Here is an 18,479-nt window from a genome sequence, read left to right as displayed (position 1 = left end):
TCACCATTTTATTCTACACTTTTTAACGATTCAATCATATTGATCTTGGTAACTTTTAATCGTAGCAGCAAGTTGCACAGAATGGTCAGCACAAACGCTAGAAGAACCGCAATCAACATGACGATAAGATTTAACTGACCTGGAATCTGTTGGTGGGTACTCGACAATGCCTGTACGACTAAGGTATAAAAATGAACTCCCATAGGCAGAGCTACAACGACCGCAAAGGCAGTTAGTATAACGTTCTCAACAAAGATGAGCCTGTTTATTTTGTTTTTGGGATAGCCCAATACCTTAAGCGTCGCAAGTTCACGTTTACGTTCGTATATATTTATGGACGATATCGTGTATACAGCTCCAAAAGAGAGCACAACAGCACTAATGACAAACATGATGAACATAAAGCGGTTTTGTTTCAAAATATACTGGGCATTTTCCTTCAGATCCGTCTTGTCTGCAATGGAATCCACACGCTGATCCTGTTCAAAAAAGCTGCGAATGTCGGAGAGATCGGCATCGTTATTCGCTTCAATTAAAAGCGAGGTCGGACTATAGTCAATGTTAAAGCTTTTCAAATAGGCTGGCGTGATATAAAAGGAAGGATTGTTGAACTGAGAGGAAATTTGTATAACCTTCATATCAACGGATTGATTGTGAAGCCCTGGTTTGGTGAACTTGATTTGAATGGTATCTCCCTCTGCAATGTTGTAATGGTCGGCATAAGATTGGGGCACAAGCACGCCATTGTGCTGCAACGATATTTCATTCCCATTCTCGTCATGGAAACGACTGAGATGGTTTTCTTTTTCTGTTACAATCAACGTTGCGTTTTCTTTATCCTTCCCTTTTATGAATTCAACAGGAAAGGCAGACAACAAAAAACGTTGTTTGATGCCGGAAGGCAGCTGTAATGCTTCCAACGATGAATCTGTCTTATAATCCACTTTAAAGTCATAGGTGTATACCTCTTCGACTTGATTGGCTATTTTTTGCAAGGCAGATTGCGTCCCCAATGCAGTAATCAACAATACGGTGCTTGCAATGATGCCTATGGAGCTTGCCAGCGCTTTTCTTTTATTTAAAAACAGGTTTCTCAAAATGAGCTTATGGTTGTAGGAAGTCCGGTTCCAGATCCCCGGAAATCGTTCGATAAACAGCTTCTTCATCTTTTGAGGTGGTTTGGGACGCATTGCGTCAGCTGCACGTTCCTTCAGTACGCTTCTCCCGCTAAAGTAAACGGACAGGAGTCCGAAAAAACAGGAAAAAAGAATAGGCGGTATGACCGAAAATAATGAAAGCGAAAAAGAGATGCCAGGCAATGAATATGACGTTGAACTGGACGCAGTCACCAAAGGAATAAATACGTAAGCTGCAATGATACATCCCATGATCGACCCAACAATACTTATTAGCACAGGGTATCCCATGTAATGAAGCATGATGTTTCTGTCCTTGATCCCCAGAGCTTTCATAATCCCAATTTGATGTCGATGCGAATCAATCGTCCTGGACATCGTAAGAAACAGGATGGTGGCAGAGATCAAAAAGAGCACCAAGGGAATCACCCTGCTCATCATGCTGTTGTTATAAATGGTTTGATGAATTTGAGTGTAACCGAATGACCGCTCTTTGCTTCGTTGATCTAAATAAGAAAGACCCTTGGATTGCCTTTCGATGACTAGGCCCAGCTGATCCACATCATAGCCTTCGGTGGCATCAATGAGAAGTTCATTATAGACCACGCTGCCTGTCCTCGATACTTCGGTGATCGCCTCTTCGGCAACATAAGCAAATCCGTAGGTTTTATGGTCTTGTGTCGCATTCTTTTTCACATATTCAACATTTTCGACCAAACCGCTGATCTTAAACGCAAGCTCTCTTTCATTCGCAAACATACGGATCGTATCACCGACCTGATAATGATGCTCTTGGGCGTAATGGGAATCCATGATGATCTCATTTGTATTGGACGGCATGTGTCCCTCGATAATCGTAGATGTATTGATGTGGTTGTCTGCGGGAATGGAATGGATTTTCAGTGAGGTTGTGCCACCTTGAACATGTTGCGTTGCATCCGTCGTGTACCGTGCTTCGATTCTATTAATGCCTTCCACTTCACTTAAACGAGCAGCATCTGCACTGGAAATATGATCGTAATAAACATTCAAATCACTTAAATTGTGCTCTGTATAATAAGTTTGTACATAAGCACGCTGCTCCTTGCTATAACTATTCAGTCCTGCATAGAAAAAAGCCCCTACTGCGATTACCAATGCCAAGGCTGTAAATTGAACAAAAGATTGTTTAACGTCCCTGAGCAGCTTCACTGCTAATTTCGTCATCATCATCACCATTCAATGCTTTCAACGTTTTGTTTATTATCATTTATCATTACACTATCGATTTTCCCACTTTTAACTCTGATTATTTTGTCGGCCATAGGAGCAATTGCCGTATTATGAGTGACCAGAACGACGCATTTTTTCATTTGCCTGTTCACATCTTGAAGAAGCTTGAGGACGGATTTGCCTGTAACATAATCCAATGCGCCAGTTGGCTCGTCGCAGAGCAGGAGTAGAGGATTTTTCGCAACAGCTCTGGCGATCGCAACTCGTTGTTGTTCACCTCCAGAGAGCTGGGAAGGAAAGTTTTTCATGCGATGCTTCAATCCGACTTGATGTAAAATATCTGCGGCATTCAGCTGATTCTTACCTACTTCTGTGGCAAACTCAACATTTTCCAATGCGTTCAAGTTCGGGATCAGGTTATAAAACTGAAATACAAAGCCAACTTTTTCTCCACGATAGGTCGTCAACTTTTTTTCATCCCATGTGGCAATGTCCTGATCCCCAACGGTCACTTGTCCGGAAGTCGCCGTATCCATACCGCCAAGTATATTCAGAATCGTACTTTTACCGGCACCGCTTGCACCCAAAATAACGACGAACTCTCCCTCTGATATGGAAAATTCCGCGCCGTCCAGGGCTTTGATTCGGACTTCCCCAACTTGGTATTCTTTCGTTACCCTCTTGAACTCGATGAACGTTCTCACTCTTACATCTCCTCGCAATGAATTTTCAGTTGGCCGTGATGCGCTATTCTCCATGTTACACCTTACGGTACAAGAAACACCCGACAAGCGATGTATTGCAGCATCAGCCTCAAGAAGGATTTCGCTCAGCTACTTGCTAAGTAAAATCCCATTCATGCCTGAGGAAACACGAGGTTCAAGCAAAATAACCCTTCCGGAGATACGAAAGGGCTCTTACTTATATGTTCTCTACTTCTGTGCTTACAATTCCTGATTCAGAGAACGTTTCCTCGAAACCAATAAACCAATGGACCGCCATCCTATTATGGGATAGCGGTCTGTTCCATTTTCTAACTATCTTTCAAAACATCGTTGAAGAGCTGTCCGCCTCCATCAATGTCAATGATTTTAAGACGACTTGTATTTTTTATAAAAATGGTCTTGTATTTCTCCTCACCATCTTGGTTCGTGAGTAAGAGAATCCGTTCATTTTCATTATCGGTTACCGTTCGAAAGGTATAATCCTGGGAATCAACTTCTCGAATAATCGTGTCATATTCGGGAAGCGAAGACCACTCGCTCTGGCTTGTACTTTCTTCGGTTGGTTCGTTATTTGGCTGCGCCGTTTCGGCCTGTGCGGATGGTTCGTTGCTGCCCGAGGGGTTTCCGGCATCCGTCTGGTTCGATTGGCAAGCCGTCAACATCGTTGCGGCCGCAATCAGGATCATAAGCAGTCTGTTCATCGTTAGTCATCTCCTGCCTGCGTTAGTGCTTTTTTTTATTGGATAAGGGTCTCTGACGCCAGCGTAAAGCCTTCAATCGCGACATCTTCGTCCACTTCAATCATGATGCAGCGTTTCCCTTGGAAATTCACCTGCTTGACGTATCTCAAATCCTGCGGGCTAACCGAAATTGTAGCGACCTTGGTTTCGATCTTGATGGACTTGGAAGTGAACTTCGGCATAACGCTGGTTGCTTTCATCTCATAGTTTTTATTGTCCACGATCGTTTCGAATGCCCGTTCCACCTTCTCGGTGGTCACATCCTCCACGCCGCTCGCGTTCAGTACACGCTCCAGATCTTTGTAATCCAGCTTCGGAGGCTCTTCCTCCTTCGTCTCTTCGTTGATTTCAATCACCCGGTTAATCTCTTCGTACACCTGTGCAATGGTAGCTGAATCGAGCTCTTCCCCAGCCACTTCCTTGACGATATCTTCGAAGATCGCTCGCTCTTCCAGTGCCGTCACGGATCTTTCTCCATTCAATACCTGTTCGACAAAATGCGGATCCGGGAAATTCGATTTTCCTGTACAGTACAAAATCCGATTCACATCGGAATAATTGTCTGTCACGCTAGGGTACAGGAATCCTTGCTCCGGCGTGCTTAACTTGATAATCGGATCGACAATGACATTGTACTTGAACTCCCGCTCCACATAATCGAACAAGAGAGTTTTCCGCTGTTTCTCCGTGGAGTTCACACTGCATAAGATAAACGGATGGGCAAACACCTCGTTCTTCTCACTCTCTTCCGCATCATCGTTTCTCGCCTTGGTCGGCAAATAATACTGTCCCCGAACAAATGTGACCACCATGTCCCGCTCATACTTGGCATCCGCCAGCATTCGGTCCACGAGCAGCAGCATCATGTCCTGCCATTCTTCCGGATCACCCGTTACGAGTGCTTGATGAAGCAGTACCTGCGCAGGCTCTTCTGCTTCTTCCTGAAACTTCAATTCGAACAATTTTTGATCCAGTTCGCCGGTCAGCAGTTTTTTGAAATTCCCCATGTATAACTCCTGCTTCTCCCGGTCCACCAGTTCAAAGGGATGGCGCTCCCAGTGGTAGACTTCATTCGTTTCCTTCGTAATATAGACATTGAGGATATCGTAAATATTCAGTAGATCGTGATCCATCTTGAATTGCTTGCGGATGTTGGCAACTTCTTTTTTGTTCATAGCGGACTCGGCAGCTCCTTCGATATATTCTGGCTTATTTAGTATAAATTATTGAGCGTTATTTTGTTAGCGATTTGCTGCTTGCATTACTGTGCCTGCGGGTCCATTCTCCCGTGCACCTGATCCTCTATTGTGGCATATTTGGATACCCGAGTCGAGGGCATTTCCTTGAATTAAACATCTTACTTCATTGTGCTTATTTTCCTTTTCCCGAACCTGCAGCATTATGGGAATATCAAAAAGGAACGCTATCCACTTGAGTATTGATATGGCAGTTTCCCTGCATTTCTTAATCCCGGTTCATTAGGCAAACTATCCTCTCAAATAAAAAGGTGATACGGAGTTTGATCCGTACCACCAGTTCATATTTCATATTATTCTGTTATGCATCATTCCGCGCCAGGAAGCGTTAGATGAATGCCTTCTGGTTCTTTCTGGCACGCTTCTCATGCAGCAGATAATGCTTTCGAGCATAGAAGGCAATCGTTTATGGTATTACAACTTACCCGCAGCTTTCACTTTCACGAGCAGTGCGTTGCCTGGCAAATAGGCAATCGGAATGTCCTCGACGGACACAATCTGTACCGTCTCCGGGTTCGCGCCAGCTGCCGTCGCCTCGTTCACGGCGCTTTCCTTGGCATCCTGCATGACGTCGTCATATTTCCAGTCGTCCAGTGAGTAAATGCGCTCCGACTCGCCGCTAACCTCTCCCAGCGCAGCCCCGATCGCATTCGCCGCATCATAGTTGTCTGGCCGGATGATTCGGCTCGCCCCGGCGAGTGTCTCCGGCACCAGCAGGCTGCCGCCGCCAACCAGAATGACATCGACTGGATCCGCACTCGTTTTCATCCGGTCAATGGCGTCCTCCAGGCTCTGCTGCATGACGGCATCCACCTTAAGGCATACGGCTTCGTCCACCGCATCCGCGTTGGTGCCCGGCCATACGGCCCGGCCCAGCTTCACCGCCACGTCCGTCGTTGTCAGCGTATCACCGCCGAAGATGCGGGCCCGTTTCGTCAGCTCATAACCAACGCTGTCGGGGCCAACCGTTACGCCGCCAGCGTCATCCAACCGGACAATGGTTCCACCGCCGAGGCCAATGGACAAAATGTCCGGCATCCGGAAATTCGTACGAATACCTCCGATATCCACCGCAGCCGACGACTGGCGCGGGAAACCTTGCACAAGCACACCAATATCCGTTGTTGTACCGCCAATGTCAACGACCAGCGCATCCGTCAACCCGGACAAGTGAGCAGCGCCCCGAATGGAATTCGTCGGTCCGCAGGCAATCGTCAGAATCGGATAACGGAGTGCATATTCGCTTTTCATCAACGTACCGTCGTTCTGGCAAATGTACAGCTGCGCATGGATGCCGAAGCCGTTCAGCGCTTCTTCGAAGCCGCGCACGACACCCTCAATGACTTGCAGCAGTGCCGCGTTCAGCACAGATGCGTTCTCCCGCTCAAGGAGTCCGATGCTGCCAATCTCACTGGAATAGGTAACTGGCATGTCAACACCCAGCACTTCGCGGATGATCTCGCCAACCCGCTTTTCTTGGTCGCGGTTCACCGGGGCAAAGACCCCACACACTGCTACAGCTTCAACCTCACCCTTCATGCGGTTGGCCAGTTCAGCAATCTCAGCTTCATCCAGACTTGCGATCTTGCGGCCATCATACTCATAACCGCCAGAGGCAATATAGCTATGCGGCCCAACTGCCGCGCGCAGCGATTCGTCCCAGCCAGCAAGCGGGGGAACGGCTGTCGTTGCCGGAGCACCAATACGAATCAGGCCAACCCGGCCGAGATGCTTGCGTTCCACGATGGCATTCGTGCAGTGCGTGGTGCCAAGCATCGCGTAGCGAATGTCCGCGCCATTCACACCGCTCTCCTGCAGCAGACGGCGAACAGCCTCTACAATGCCTTCGTTCACGTCAACAGTCGTATGGACCTTGACCTTGTGCACGCAGTGTAAGTTGGAATCGAGCAGGGCAGCGTCCGTATTCGTTCCACCCACATCAATACCGATACGGTAAACCTGGTTTGTGTTTGGTTCAGTCATCGTACCCTTGGTCATTGCGCCGCACCTCCTTTCAAAACCAACGTCTCAATCGGCACATAGTCGAAATCATATCCGAAGTACCGCGGCCCCGCCGTCTCGATGCCTTTTGGTGTGCGCCATTTGTCATCGCATGGCAAGCCTGCTACCGTCACCCGGGCACCATACTTCAGATTTTCTGTCGTTACCGGCATACCTGTATCTTGATCCAAAAGCGTGATCAGGTCAGGCGTAATGGCGAGTGGTTGTTCATCAACGGTAGCGAGCAGGAACTCATTTTGGAAAAACAGCCGCATCGTCTTTCCCTTGTTCTCCCCGGTTCCTTCAAATACCGCTTCGCCGCGTGTAAAACCGCCATCCATACGGCGGCGGATATCCACGGCCTTGCCATGAAACAGGGCATGTCCATGCAGCTTCGTGAGCAGTTCATGCACAGGATTCAGCTTCTCCTGCTTCGCTTCGAACAGCGTCCGCCCGATCTCATAAGCGAGCGTTAGCGTACCCCCAATGGCGCTCTGCTTCGCCTGCGCTCCAGATACCGGATAATCGCAGATGGAAGCAGAACCACCCATCTCTACTGTCAGCGCACGCGCCATGCGCTCTTCCCATACGCCATCAATCGTATGCATCAACGCGCTATTGCCGCGCTCGTCCGCCATCGCTACCGGACTGCACGGGATGCCTTCCAGATGGAACGTAACCATCTGCGATTCGGGAAACGCACGCCCCATTGCATCGGCATCCACAAGCGGAATTCCGCGCTGCGCCGCCGCAATGACCGGAACGAGTGAGTTGCCGCCACCGACCTCGATCGGCATGACGGCATCCACTTTGCGGCCCAGTTCTCTTTCCATCAGATCCAGCGGCTTGGTCAGCTGTTCTGCCGAAGGGATTTTCTCCAGCATCACCGTAGGTGCACCAATCATCGATACCGGTACCACAAGTCCCTCATCATCCAGTTCTTCAAGTTGTACGATACGGACCGGCCCATGCTTGCGGATGGCCTCCATGGCTATCAGTTTACCGACATGAGGGTCACCCCCGCCGCCTGTGCCCAGCACCGCTGCGCCAATTGCAATATATTCAATAGCTTGTTCATCAAGTGTAGTTAATCTTGCTGCCTTGTTCATGCTTTCATCCCTTCTTTGCTACCCATTTGCCTATGATGGCTTGTACGATAAATGCCATCAAGAAGCTGTCCAGCGCCGGAACCTGCGTCACTTGGAACCAACCAAGCCCATCCGGAGCCATCGTTGTCATGAATCCGAAGAATGTGGCAAGGACCCATACCACGATGGAGCGAGGAATCCAGCTCCGGTTGCTGTCCAGCCCTTCAAACGAGAATCTGTTTTTGTTCACCAGCAAATACTCTGCCGTATATATACCGCCCAGCGGTGCAACAAGCATCGTGATATATGTGAGGAACGTCATGAAACGGTCATAAATGCCGAAGCAAGCGAGTGCTGTCGCAATCAAACCTGCAATGATCGTAATGAAGGATTTGGGCACTCGTTTGAATACGACGGAGAAACCCAATCCTGCGGAATACAAATTGTTCGTGTTGGTTGTCCACTGTGCCAGTGTCAGCACGATAATGGCCGGAATACCGAGTCCGAGCGTCAGGAAAATACCCGTCAGATCGTCGGAATCCATCGACCGTGACAAGAAGATGGCAATGATCGTCATGAAGCTGTTGCCGACAAAGAAACCGACAAAGGCTGCCGTAATCGCATGCTTGGGTGTCTTGGCCCAACGAGCAATGTCAGGGGACAGTGCTGTCCCAAGGATAAAGATTCCGATGACCAGCGAGATCGCCGTTCCCATCGGCACTGCCTCACCCTCGAACGGTGACCAGACCGTGCTTCCGCCTTCGCCGTTCAGCGCCAAGACCAGCGCGAAAATAATAAAAACGACGAGCAGCGGTACCGACCAAACACTTAATTTCTCAATGGCCCGATAGCCCCAGATCGCCGTAGACATCATGAGCAGTCCGCCAATCATCGACAGTACCCAGAGTGACCAGTGCCAACCCCACAGCTCGCTTAACGCCGTCTGGAAGTTGGAAGCGAAGAAGCCGACCTGTACGCCGAACCAGCCCAGCGATGAAATTCCGAGAATGACGGAGACAATGAGTGCTCCTTTGTTCCCGAACAGAAACCGGCTAATCATGGCCGTGGACAAGCCTGTTTTGGCCCCAACATAGGCGCACAACGCCCCGATAATACCCAAAATGACCGAACCAACGATGACTGCAGTAAGTGAATCACCAATGCTCATGCCTGCGCCGAGCTGCGCTCCCAGAAACATGGCAGATAGATCAATTCCGATCGCAATCCAGACAAATGCCATCGAAAGCCATGATTTTCGTAAATGCTGAGGTACGGGTTCCCGTTCGTAATCTTCTATTTTCGTATCGTTGCTCATGTTCCACCCTCTGCTTTCTGTACAATCTTGTTGATTGCCTAAGCTGCGACGGATCTCCAGAACATCTCAAAGGCATGTTTCAGTTTCCGTTCGAACAGCTCCGGCGATTTATAGTAGTAATATTGCATGCCCAGCCCGTCCATCAAGGTGAGGAACGAATCCACCAGCGTCTCCATCGGAACGGCAGCCAAATCGCCGCGATCCAGACCTTCCTGCATGATCTCGCCAATAATGCTGCTCAGCAATGTATCGAAACGCCCGAATGCCTCCTGCATTCTTTCCAATAGGAAATCCGGCGGGAAAATCAAATACCGGAAGGCAAACACGGCAAGCTCTGTTTTGTTTCGGTGAAAATCGTATTGGCGAAGCAGCAGCGCATGCAGTTTTTTCTCCGTATTCATCCCTTTGCTGGTTTCCGCCATCGCTTGGATATATTCGTTGTAGGCGCTCATCGATTCTTCAAAGACCGTCATGAACAGATCTTCCTTGCTCTCAAAAAAGGCGTAGATTGCCGGTGTTTTGACCCCGACCTCCTTCGCAATTTCTGATAATGCCGTCCCATCGTAGCCCTTCTGCCCAAATAATCTCAGCGCGGCTTCCTTCAGCTTCGTTCTGGTGGTCATGGTCATCCCCTTTTCTCCATTCTAATTAACGTTAATTAAGTAGATTATACAATTATCTGCATAAAAATCAATGCAATTAATTGCTATGTCAGCCTTTTATTTCAATGTTATACGGCCAAAATTCAAGTGGGACAATATCCTCACAGATTTGAGCTGGAATGAATTAGTAGATTGCAGAAGAATGCATAAGAGTTCCATATGGCTCTAACTGATAAAATGTATAGCAAAAAGAGGTACCCTGACATCAGGAATACCTCTTACTAGAATGTTAAACCCACTTCATTTAAACAGCCGTTGATGCTTATGAAAAAATTCGTAAAAGAATCGTACATTGTCCAGTTCATACCACTCTGCCGTCTGCAGCATGCTGGCATCAAGATTGTAGATCTTCGCATGAAGCGTGCCCAGAACAAAGGGAGAATGTGTGGCAATAATGAATTGACTATCGAAGTAACGCGCCAGATCGTTCATCTGTTCAGCCAGCTTGATTTGATTCGCGGGAGACAGCGACGTTTCCGGTTCATCCAATAAATACAGCTGCCCAGGAAGCAAATGCTCCTCAAAAAATTGCATCGAGCTTTCCCCATTCGAATACTTCTCCTGCGAGAAGCGAATGATATCCATCTTTTTCTCAAATGCATACGACTGTTCCAGCTCTTCGACCTCGGACTTGCTCTTTCCCTGAACGAGCTGCTCATGCAGCAGCCCTTCGCGAAGCACGCTTTCCTGCTGTATTTTCTTGATTTCATATAGCAGATCCTCTGACTTGATGTACCGGCTCCCCTCGGGCAGCTTATATACGGGACGCTCCTGTTCATCCTGCCCGAGTTCATAACTGCTTCCCTCGATAAACCGCTGAACATAGATGCTGTGTCCATACGTGGACATTCGCTCAGCGCCCGCCATTCCCAATTTGTTCGCGATCAGATTCAGCAAGGTAGATTTGCCGGAGCCATTACTACCGTAGAGTACCGTGATTCGGTCAAACAGCAGCACCTCCCCCGCCATGTGCCTAAACACATGATCCGGGTAGATATTCGGGTTGCTGGAAATGGCAGAAGAGAGTTTGAAGTTACTTATATGCAGCACTGTCTCGCTCCCCTCCTGGAAAATGATTAGCCTCAATTTATTTTAATTTATGATATTCATTATTAATAATCTATCCATATAACCATCCGTCCCGGACCACTTTTCTATTCAAGCACCGTCCAGATATCCAATGCCGTCATACGAATGGCCTCATGCTCATGATTCCGGTATGCTCTCAAACGTTCGGCACAAGCCTGATTCCACCGTAATGCGGTTCCCGCAATCTTCAGCAGAGACAGTCCAAGATATTGGGCCGCAAACAGCTCCCTGCCTTTCAAATGGTCCACCAGATCCAGAATCGCCTCCGGTTTCCAATACGCCTCACTGGCATTAGCTGCACGATTAATCTGCCTATAGGCTACCTCCGATAGATACGGATGCTTGTCCACCATTTGAATCACAGGGTCCAATTGCAGGGCGGCCTGATTCACCTCGTTCCATTCCACAAATGCCAAATGTAACTTGATCACGGCTGGTTTCAGGGTTTCTTGGGATTGAAGAGCAGCAATCATGCCTGTATATAAAGGAACGAGTCCCCGCTTCGCTTGTGGAGGCAATGAGATTAGCTTGTCTATCAACGCGACCAGTCGCTGCCGTTCCGGGAGGTCTCTCTCCGAAGCAGCATTCCATTCGGCTCTTGTCTCCGTGCCCGCCAATTGTGTGCTTACGCCAATGACCTGATCATTCACCTTTCCTTCACGACAAGCCGCAATGAGTGTATCCATCGCTGCCTTCCACCTGGCATTGTCCTCCAGATCCAGAATCGTTTTGCTGGCCGAAGCTGCTACCTTCTCTTCACTTCCATTCACCCACAGACTCATCGCCTGGAAAGCCTCTCTCGCCACAACCGGATCGGCATGTCCGGCAATCTCGATAATCAATTGCAAATACCTTGGCCGGGCTTCTACGGGAATGCCGCCAGAATACTGGTTAAGCAGGCTTCTTGCGATGTCACGCTGCGGGGAAGCAGCCATGGCACTCAGCATGGCCCAGCTGCGTTCGTCATCCAACCATTGTCTGGCCGCATGGCCTATGGCGATCATCACGTCCTTGTGCACATTCGGTTTCTCGTATTCACGGATGAGAAGCCCCATGCTCTCTTCACTTTTATAAGCTCCAAGCAGCCGGATGGCCTCTTTTCTGACCGTGATCTTTAATTTCTCCCGATGGAGCAGTTCGGACAGCATGGACGCCAACATCACCGGACTGACCCTGCGCATGCATCTTGGAATCGAGTACATGGCAACCCGGGCCCGGTCTCCATCCAGGTTGTTTAGCAATACAGGAAGTGCCTTCTCGGGCTCTTCCCATAACGAATACGCATACAGAGCCGCCTCCACAACATGCACTTCCTTATCCTGCAATAGGACTTCCAGTTGATCGGAAATATAATCTGGCATGCTAGCCAAGCTGCGCATCGCAGATGCACGTTCATGGAAGCTTCGTTTGGCGTCGAGTGCCACTCGTTCCAGCAGTGAGGCGAATGCCTTTTGCTGACGCGGCAGCCACCGATGAAACCCGTTATGCGCAGGCACAACATAAATTGTTTTTCCCGATAAATGCTTGCCTTTGATGATTTCCCCCGAGATAAACGGGTCCAGCCACTCCTGACGCTTCAGATGCAGATGCAGGAATACGTCATGGAATGAGATGAAGGATGGGTCTCTGTCCAGCAATTCTCTAACCCTTGCATCCCGGGTTTTATAGGGTGCCAGCCAGTAATGGACTGCCTGTGGAGACACCGTCTTGGCCTGCAGCAGTTCTTCCAGCAGAAGCTGGAGCTTCGGCAGCCGCTCTACGGCTTTTCCGAACAAGTCTGCCATGCGCAGAATCACGCTCGTGTTTTCGCGCTTGTTCGCTTCTACAGCAAATGCATAGACCTCATCGAATAACGCTTCCAGTGCAGAACTCGGTATGCTATCCCACTCCATCGAGTACAATGCAAACTGTCCGTCACGCATCGTCAATCTTCCGAACGTTCTCAGAGCAAACTTGAACAGGTCGCCTTTCGGCTCTAGTGCATGTTCACGCAGTATGGCAAAAGCCAGTCTCTCCACTGCGGACCTTGTCCCATAAGACGTGTCTCTGGCTTCAATCACGCTATCAACCAGTACCGTCAGATCGTCAATATGCTCTTCCTTGAACATGGGAGCCGGACAGTTGGAGAGCTGAGCCATGACCATAAAGCGTACCGGATCCTGATCGTTCTTGATTCGAGTCAGGAGGCGAAGCGTCTCATCCATACCACGCCGGGAAAGTGCTGTGCTTCGAACGAGGTGGGCATAGGCTGCTGCACGCTCATCGCTATTAGACACCTGAACGGCTTGTTCCAGCTTCTCCCGTGCATGATCAATGACACGGCGTGCCGTCGTTTCGAGCATGGCGTCCCGATCATCACGAATGTCACGCAGTTCCAGCATACGGGCAGCTTCCTTGTCACGCAGCTGGTGTGGCAGTACATCCAGCAGCAGCGTAGGGAAAATGCGCGTCTTCCGTTCATCTTCTGGATAAGCTGCATCAAAGATCGCTTCGCGATGTGACGGCGCAAGGGTATCCAGTACCCTGGCCAGATGCACAGGCTGATCTGCGAGTAATGAACCCAGTGTGGTCCACTGGGCTGTGGTGAACCATTTTCTTTTTTTCAAAACACCTGCCGGTACGCCATGATTCAGAAGATATTCCCTTGTCTCCTCACGTGTCAGCAGTTCGAATACATCCTCTGCGCTGGCCTGAATTAGAATTCCAAGCTGCTGCTTGAGTACAGGATGAATCGTATCGGTCGGCCCAAGCGTAAGCGCACATTCCAGCACGATCGCCGATCTTGAAAAACTCAATATTTCAATCGCGGAGGAGAGCGTCCACCATACATGGGTCTTCTCCCGGTGCGTTGCATGCTGCAAGGCATTCTTAAAATACGCTGCGACCAGATCGGGGTGGTACTTCGTTAAGAGCCGCCAATTCTGTAATGCATATCCCAGCTCTGGCAGCCTGCTGCGTACCGTATCTTCGCTGCATGCAGCCAGTAATAAGACCGCTTCTTGTGCTCCCCAGCGGTTAAGCACGATCGGCAGCAGCCGCTCCGCCCAATCCTGACGATATGTATTCACAATGCTCCGTAGCAATTGGCGCCGGCAGTGGTATGACATCAGGGTGACTTCGGCTTCAATCGAAAAATTCGGGTCCGTCACCACTTCTGGCAGTAGTCCAGCCGCCCGGCCCCTAACTCCTGCCTTGGGATGCTGCAGAGCCAGCACAACCGCACGAGCATCATTCACTACACCCGCACCCGTCAAGGCCAGATGTGCCTCATAGGCGGTGCCACTTTCGAGCAAGGATACAAGTAGCGCGGAATAATTCGCATCTCCTATATGCTCGCGTCCTAGAAGTGCCATCCGTTTCATTCTGTCCGAATACCCCAGCGAGTCCAGCGCTGTAAGCAATTGTTCTCTATTTATCAGATCATGGTTATCTGTCATCATTTTCTCTCCCCTCATGCTTCTAATAAACTCTAGTGAACTCTTATAAGCGATCAAATCATCTCCACAACCATACTTCACAGGGTATTCCTGGAATAATATAACTTCTTGATCCGCATGGACTTCTCCTTTTTAATCCCACATTTCAGACGAAGTTAATGCACAGCAATTGTCTTTCTCGGAATGATCAATGATTGATAAAAGCTAAGCTAGATACAAGCCATATTCAGGTCCTTTTTCGGGGCTTCTGCGTTTGATCAGGAAAAATGATGCACACAAAAAAGGGATGACTCACGAGGCAATTTTGGCCCCTTGAGTCATCCCTTCAAGCTCAGATGATGCGTATTTGAATTTTAGAGACTACGATGAAGTATCGTTAATTCCCCCGTAGTTCTTAGTTATTCCAGTATTGCTTCGCAATGCGTTGACCTTGGTCGATCTTTGCCCATTGCTGAGCCTCGCTCAGCTCGTTACCGCCATCGCAGGAGGCAAAGCCGCATTGATGGGAGAGCAGCAGACGATCCTTATCAATGATTTTGGATGCTTCGTCAAGCAGACGGATGACGCGTGCTTCATCATCCAGTGTACTTGTTTTGGAAGATAGCAGGCCGAGAACAATTTCCGTTTCCGGTCTGTCCTTGAACACTTCCAATGCTTCAATTGAACCTGCACGATCATCATCCCACTCCAGGAAGAAACGGTCATATTTCAGCTGTTTCAGGAACAGGTTGGCGATTTTCGCATAAGATCCACCGCCCATGTTGCGGGAATCGTAGTTACCGCGGCAGTTATGTGTCCACATTTTCAAGCCCAGGCTATGACCGAAGTCAATTACGGTATTGTTAATATCAATAAATTCAGTAGCGAGACCCGCTACTTCTGCTTGATCAATATGCTCGCCGGTAAACGGAGAGTTCGGGTTGTCGTCTGCAAACAGCTCCCAGAGGCAGTCATCGAATTGCAGAATTTTGCCGCCAGCCGCAGCGAATTCCGCTACAAATTCTTTATATGCCTTCTCGAGACCCGCTTTGAGCTCCTGTTTGTTCTGATATACAGCATCCGTACCGCCGATGTTATCCGACCAGGACAGCTCTCCGAAGATATGGGAAGGTGACGGTACGCAAAGTTTTGTTTGCTGATCGCCAGCTGTATCCTGCAGCTGTTTGAACAGTTGAATGAAGTGATGGTTCTTCCCGCTCAGTTCACCCGTAATGCGCAATCCGATATCTTTGCGTGTTTCATATTTGGATGTTCCGTCCACATCCCGGAAAAAGTAACCGTGGTCCGCAATATAGCGTTCGATTCCATCAAAACCCCAGACAAAGTCCAGATGCCACATCGACTTGGAGAACTCGCCGTCCGTAACAACCGACAGGTTGTGCTCAATTTCCTTTTGTACGACCTCTTTCACCGCTGCAGTCTCGCACTCGGCATATCCCTCAAAATTCTCATAGAAAGGATACTGGATATCATCACGATGCTCAATTTGCGTTTTATATGTCAGCAGCTCTTCGGGCCGCAACAAACTTCCTACGATCTGGAACTTATCAGTCATGTAAATAACCCCCTCGTTGTATAGGGCTATCATAGCACGCGGAAAGGAGTTAGAAGAATAACCAAAAGAAGATAACTAGTTATAGCTAAAAGCTATAGCAAAACCATTCATCTTTTGCTACCTGTTTACTTTGATTACCTATCGAGAGAAATGAAGATTATGGTATAATCGGATAGCAATAGGAAGGCTGATATGGGCGGTCGGCTAATCTCCCGGAAGGGAGGTGATGCCTTGTGACAGTGTTTGAAGCGATTATGCTGATGCTTACCTTCGGTTCGCTGATTGTAGCGCTGCTGTCCAATAAACACAAGTAGACCGCCCCCCGAGCAAAGGTTGCGGTCTACTTGACGTATATCCTCTTGTTAAGCCCACCGCCCTTAAAAGCGGCTATTGCTCCGAGAGTCGTGTTGTCGCACGGCTCTCTTTGCATTATAAGCTGTTCATGCCCTTATTATAACATGACGAATGAGGAATTCAATTCAAGACTTAACAAGCGTAGAATAAAAACGATAAACATATACTCTCAACTAATTCACAACGTCCTACGCCGAATTTCATAAAAATACTGCACGGCTGGATGCTTTAACTTGATCTTCTCGGACATGTTCAAAATTCGCTTTTTGCCAACGCGTCTGTCTACCAAAGCCAGAATGTTAAGCAAGATATCCTGACTCTCCAGGCTTTCCTCTATAGGTCTTGATAAAAACCTAGTCGCTGCAACCGTAAAATTCGATTTGCTTAATGATGACTGTGCCGACAAAAGCTCTTTGGCCAGGACAGAGATTTTTCTGCTTCTTGCAATAACATGAAGGCGTTCTTCCGGAATGGCTCCTTTGCTCTCTTTTCGAATCGCTTCAATCTCTTCATCATCCACAGGAATTTCAATATTCGGATCGTTCTTGATCTCCTGCTCCGTCTGGTACCACCGAATCGGGGTTGTTGTGTCACTCATATTGAGTATGTTCTTCTTATCTACGGCAAGGTAACAGTTTCCTGGTCGATCAGATGAATAGCGATAACTGGTTGATCGGTATTCCACCCTTCCTACTAACGCTGGACAGAGGAAACTCTCTAGATTTTGCTTCAATTTACTCCAGGACATTGATTTCTCCCTTGTTCAATATTCAAAACCACCATTTGGCCGCTTCTCTACCATCCATCATACAATAACAAGTGCTTATCCTCTATGATGTTATCTTCAAAAGAAAAAACACAGCCAAGCCGGCCATGTTTTCCAATGTTAGTCTGTTGTTACTCCAACCTGCACCTTAATTTACGTGTTCCTCTACCTCATCATGATTCTTGCTTCCAAACTCATCAAGCAGCGTGCGCACTTCCTTTGTGGATTTGGCGTTCATCAAGCTGTTTCTGAGTTCACTTGCCCCGCGGAATCCACGAACATAGATTTTGAAGAAGCGCGCCAGCGGGCTGAACGAACGCGGCTCCTGTGCCGAATATTGATCATAGAGATCCAGATGAAGCCGCAGCAAACCAAGCAATTCTTCGCTGGTGTGTTCCTTCGGCTCTTTTTCAAAAGCAAACGGGTTCTGGAAGATACCACGCCCAATCATAATACCATCCACACCATATTGCTCAGCGAGCTTCAATCCGGTCTGACGATCAGGGATATCTCCATTAATGGTAAGCAGTGTATTAGGTGCTACCTCATCACGAAGTTTTTTAATTTCCGGAATCAGTTCCCAGTGAGCATCTACCTTGCTCATTTCTTCTCTTGTGCGCAGATGAATCGAGAGATTCACGATGTCTTGTTTCAAGATATGGGTCAACCAGTCGCGCCATTCTTCTACTTCAGTGAAACCAAGTCTTGTTTTTACACTTACAGGCAGTCCCCCGGCTTTCGCAGCCTGGATAATTTCCGCAGCCGTTTCGGGATGACAGATCAGCCCGCTGCCCTTCCCGTTCTCCGCCACATTGGCTACAGGACAACCCATGTTGATGTCGATACCTTTAAAACCTTCTTTTGCCATACCGATACTCATTTCCCGGAAGAATTCCGGCTTATCTCCCCAAATATGAGCTACCATGGGCTGTTCATCCTCTGTAAACGTCAAACGCCCGCGTACACTTTTGTTCCCCTCCGGGTGACAGTAACTCTCCGTATTCGCAAACTCCGTAAAAAATACATCCGGTCTGGCTGCTGCACTCACAACATGGCGAAACACAACATCTGTTACATCTTCCATCGGTGCCAATATAAAAAATGGTCGTGGCAATTCACGCCAAAAATTGTCTTTCATCTTAA

Annotated in this window: 14 protein-coding genes; 1 reads left to right on the top strand and 13 read right to left on the bottom strand. The window is 48.4% G+C overall.

Annotated features, from left to right (window positions below):
• Positions 1-8: 8 nt before the first annotated feature.
• The 11 genes from MHB82_RS03775 to MHB82_RS03725 all read right to left on the bottom strand — a co-directional run bounded on the left by MHB82_RS03775 (position 9) and on the right by MHB82_RS03725 (position 16,216).
• Entirely contained in the window at positions 9-2,348 is a 2,340-nt protein-coding gene (locus MHB82_RS03775) for an ABC transporter permease (RefSeq protein WP_341176576.1), read from the bottom strand.
• Entirely contained in the window at positions 2,348-3,052 is a 705-nt protein-coding gene (locus MHB82_RS03770) for an ABC transporter ATP-binding protein (protein WP_341176575.1), read from the bottom strand. Before MHB82_RS03770 ends, MHB82_RS03775 begins: the two co-directional genes overlap by 1 nt.
• 329 nt (positions 3,053-3,381) lie before the next feature.
• Positions 3,382-3,774: a hypothetical protein gene (locus MHB82_RS03765; protein WP_341173850.1), complete on the bottom strand. Its 393-nt coding sequence runs from the start codon at positions 3,772-3,774 to the stop codon at positions 3,382-3,384.
• Positions 3,775-3,809: 35 nt separating this feature from the next.
• On the bottom strand, positions 3,810-4,988 hold the full coding sequence (locus MHB82_RS03760; RefSeq protein WP_110755584.1) for a DUF4317 domain-containing protein: 1,179 nt from the start codon (positions 4,986-4,988) through the stop codon (positions 3,810-3,812).
• Between the two features lie 495 nt (positions 4,989-5,483).
• The gene (locus tag MHB82_RS03755; RefSeq protein WP_341173849.1) at positions 5,484-7,067 is read right to left on the bottom strand and encodes a hydantoinase/oxoprolinase family protein; all 1,584 of its coding nucleotides are present in this window, start codon (positions 7,065-7,067) and stop codon (positions 5,484-5,486) included.
• The gene (locus MHB82_RS03750) at positions 7,064-8,179 is read right to left on the bottom strand and encodes a DUF917 domain-containing protein (RefSeq protein ID WP_239302308.1); all 1,116 of its coding nucleotides are present in this window, start codon (positions 8,177-8,179) and stop codon (positions 7,064-7,066) included. Before MHB82_RS03750 ends, MHB82_RS03755 begins: the two co-directional genes overlap by 4 nt.
• Positions 8,180-8,183: 4 nt before the next feature.
• The gene (locus tag MHB82_RS03745; RefSeq protein ID WP_341173848.1) at positions 8,184-9,473 is read right to left on the bottom strand and encodes a cytosine permease; all 1,290 of its coding nucleotides are present in this window, start codon (positions 9,471-9,473) and stop codon (positions 8,184-8,186) included.
• Positions 9,474-9,511: 38 nt separating this feature from the next.
• Positions 9,512-10,102 (bottom strand): TetR/AcrR family transcriptional regulator, encoded by a 591-nt coding sequence (locus MHB82_RS03740; protein ID WP_095360961.1) that lies wholly within the window; start codon positions 10,100-10,102, stop codon positions 9,512-9,514.
• Between the two features lie 273 nt (positions 10,103-10,375).
• Positions 10,376-11,185 (bottom strand): AAA family ATPase, encoded by an 810-nt coding sequence (locus tag MHB82_RS03735; protein WP_341173847.1) that lies wholly within the window; start codon positions 11,183-11,185, stop codon positions 10,376-10,378.
• Positions 11,186-11,289: 104 nt separating this feature from the next.
• A complete protein-coding gene (locus MHB82_RS03730; protein ID WP_341173846.1) occupies positions 11,290-14,661 on the bottom strand; it encodes a HEAT repeat domain-containing protein in 3,372 nt (1,123 codons plus the stop codon).
• A gap of 394 nt (positions 14,662-15,055) precedes the next feature.
• Positions 15,056-16,216, bottom strand: a complete 1,161-nt coding sequence (locus MHB82_RS03725; protein ID WP_341173845.1) for a cobalamin-independent methionine synthase II family protein — start codon at positions 16,214-16,216, stop codon at positions 15,056-15,058.
• A gap of 233 nt (positions 16,217-16,449) precedes the next feature.
• Between MHB82_RS03725 and MHB82_RS32075 the strand changes: the two genes are divergently transcribed.
• A complete protein-coding gene (locus MHB82_RS32075) occupies positions 16,450-16,530 on the top strand; it encodes a putative holin-like toxin (RefSeq protein ID WP_353057537.1) in 81 nt (26 codons plus the stop codon).
• A gap of 218 nt (positions 16,531-16,748) precedes the next feature.
• Here the strand turns inward: MHB82_RS32075 and MHB82_RS03720 are convergent, their stop codons facing one another.
• Positions 16,749-17,318 (bottom strand): SF0329 family protein, encoded by a 570-nt coding sequence (locus MHB82_RS03720; protein ID WP_341173844.1) that lies wholly within the window; start codon positions 17,316-17,318, stop codon positions 16,749-16,751.
• A 166-nt stretch (positions 17,319-17,484) separates the two neighbouring features.
• Positions 17,485-18,474: a tRNA dihydrouridine synthase gene (locus MHB82_RS03715; RefSeq protein WP_341173843.1), complete on the bottom strand. Its 990-nt coding sequence runs from the start codon at positions 18,472-18,474 to the stop codon at positions 17,485-17,487.
• Positions 18,475-18,479: the final 5 nt, after the last annotated feature.

The sequence above is a fragment of the Paenibacillus sp. FSL K6-2862 genome, from assembly GCF_038005125.1.
Taxonomy (GTDB): Bacteria; Bacillota; Bacilli; order Paenibacillales; family Paenibacillaceae; genus Paenibacillus; species Paenibacillus illinoisensis_A.
The sequence above is the reverse complement of the archived record's forward strand: the minus strand, read 5'-3'. Positions and strand labels throughout refer to the sequence as shown.